Here is a 2,237-nt window from a genome sequence, read left to right as displayed (position 1 = left end):
GTTGAAAAGACGCTCGGAATGCTCATTTACTGGCGTGTAAACTCCGCTTCCTCGCGCCTTTTCGCCTTGCCATCATCCGCTTGATCAACTTAATCAGAGATGCTCAGGAGCCTCTTGATGCGTTCTGGCGCCTGTTTACTCCCGGCGGGAAAGCGGGTTTAATTTGCGCCCTTTGCTGCCTCTCTTGATCCAATAACATGGCCTTGATCGTACAAAAATACGGCGGTACTTCCGTCGGCAACCCCGAACGCATTCAGGCAGTCGCTGAGCGCATCAAGCGTTTCCGCGGACAGGGTCACGACGTCGTTGTCGTGGTGTCGGCCATGAGCGGCGTGACCGACTCGCTCATCAAGCTTGCCAAGAGCGTGCACAGCGATCCGCCGGCGCGCGAACTCGACGTCTTGCTCGCCACCGGCGAACAGCAGACGATCGCGCTGCTTGCCATGATGCTGGATAAGATAGGCTGCCCGGCACTTTCCTACACCGGATACCAGGTGCATATCCGCACCGACAGCGCCTTCGGCAAGGCGCGCATTATGCAGATTGATGAAAAGCGCATCCATGAGGACCTGAAGAAAGGCCTCGTGGTCGTGGTCGCCGGTTTCCAGGGCGTGGATGAGGACGGCAACATCACCACGCTCGGCCGCGGCGGCTCGGACACCACCGGCGTGGCGCTGGCGGCGGCGCTCAAGGCGGACGAATGCCAGATCTACACCGACGTGGACGGTGTGTATACCACCGATCCGCGCATTGTCCCGCAGGCCCGGCGGCTGGATCGCATTACCTTCGAGGAAATGCTCGAGATGGCGAGCCTCGGCTCCAAGGTATTGCAAATCCGTTCGGTCGAGTTCGCCGGCAAGTACCGGGTCCCGTTGCGCGTGCTGTCGTCCTTCGAGGAGGGGCCGGGCACACTTATTACTTATGAGGAAAAAGAAATGGAAGCGCCACTGATATCAGGCATTGCGTTCAACCGTGACGAGGCCAAGCTCACCATCCGTGGCGTGCCGGACAAGCCCGGCATTGCCGCGCATATTCTGGGCGAGATCGGCAAGGTCAATATCAACGTGGACATGATCGTGCAGAACGTGGGCGCCGATGGCACCACGGACTTCACTTTCACGGTCCATCGCGGCGATTACAAAAAATCCATGGAAGTCCTCAAACGCGTGTCGCAGGAATTGAAGGCGCGCGAAATCAGCGGCGACGACAAGATCGTGAAGATCTCCGTGGTCGGTGTCGGCATGCGTTCGCATGCCGGGATTGCCGGCCAGATGTTCAAAACCCTGGCCGATGAAGGCATCAATATTCAGATGATTTCGACCTCGGAGATCAAGGTTTCCGTGGTAGTCGAGGAAAAGTATCTGGAACTGGGAGTGCGCGCCCTGCACACCGCCTTCGGTCTGGAAAAACCCAAGTAGTCCGCGTTCTGACCCCCTCCAAGCTGGCATAGAAGCTGCATAGATACAGCCAGGCAGGCGAATACAGCCGGGTTTAAGGGGGTTTCCCCCGTAATATCCGTAAGTTAGCTGACAGTCTGGCGGCAGGTGCCGCCTAAGGCGAGTACAGCAGACGGCAAAAAATGCCATATCGCCCGTTGCCATGGGATGGTTTGCCAAAAACCGTCATGTACGACGCAAGGGGAAACAGTGTTGAGGAGCCGGTTAAACCAGGGGTGGATGACCGGGCAAAGGATAGGGAACGTATGGAATTAGGTACTACTGAAAGGAGTGCAGGACAATGCTGATACTTACTCGACGCATTGGGGAGACCCTCAACATTGGCGACGATGTTCAGGTTACCGTGCTAGGCATCAAAGGCAATCAGGTCCGGATCGGCGTGAATGCGCCGAAAGAGATCCCCGTTCATCGCGAGGAAATCTACGAGCGCATCAAGAAAGAAAAAGAAGCCGGTGTGGTGCATCCCATGCCCGGCATGGCGCAAAGTGGCGTCAAAGGTTAGAACAACCGGGTTTTTGCTTTACGTTATTTGAGTGCACAGGTATCCTTGCGGGCGCGTTTGCGCTTGCAAGGAGAGATGGCCGAGTGGCCGAAGGCGCGCCCCTGCTAAGGGCGTATGGGACAAAATCCCATCGAGGGTTCGAATCCCTCTCTCTCCGCCAGCTTTAGGAAAGAGGACCATGGCCCTCTTTCCTAAAGCTCTGTGTACGAGGCGGATTCGAACCCTCGATAAAATCTAAAACAGCGGGTTCGACAGCATAGCAAAGCTATGCTGAACGC

2 protein-coding genes and 1 tRNA gene are annotated in these 2,237 nt (G+C 56.7%); all 3 read left to right on the top strand.

What is annotated here, in order from left to right:
- The first annotated feature begins 197 nt into the window (after nt 1–197).
- Nucleotides 198–1,418, top strand: coding sequence for an aspartate kinase (locus WB402_RS06950; RefSeq protein ID WP_424206282.1), 1,221 nt, complete (start codon nt 198–200; stop codon nt 1,416–1,418).
- Between the two features lie 319 nt (nt 1,419–1,737).
- Nucleotides 1,738–1,959, top strand: coding sequence for a carbon storage regulator CsrA (gene csrA / locus WB402_RS06945; RefSeq protein WP_424206280.1), 222 nt, complete (start codon nt 1,738–1,740; stop codon nt 1,957–1,959).
- Nucleotides 1,960–2,028: 69 nt separating this feature from the next.
- A tRNA-Ser gene (locus WB402_RS06940) sits at nt 2,029–2,119 on the top strand.
- Nucleotides 2,120–2,237: the final 118 nt, after the last annotated feature.

It is taken from the genome of Sulfuricaulis sp. (assembly GCF_049587675.1).
Classification (GTDB): Bacteria; Pseudomonadota; Gammaproteobacteria; order Acidiferrobacterales; family Sulfurifustaceae; genus Sulfuricaulis.
The sequence above is the reverse complement of the archived record's forward strand: the minus strand, read 5'-3'. Positions and strand labels throughout refer to the sequence as shown.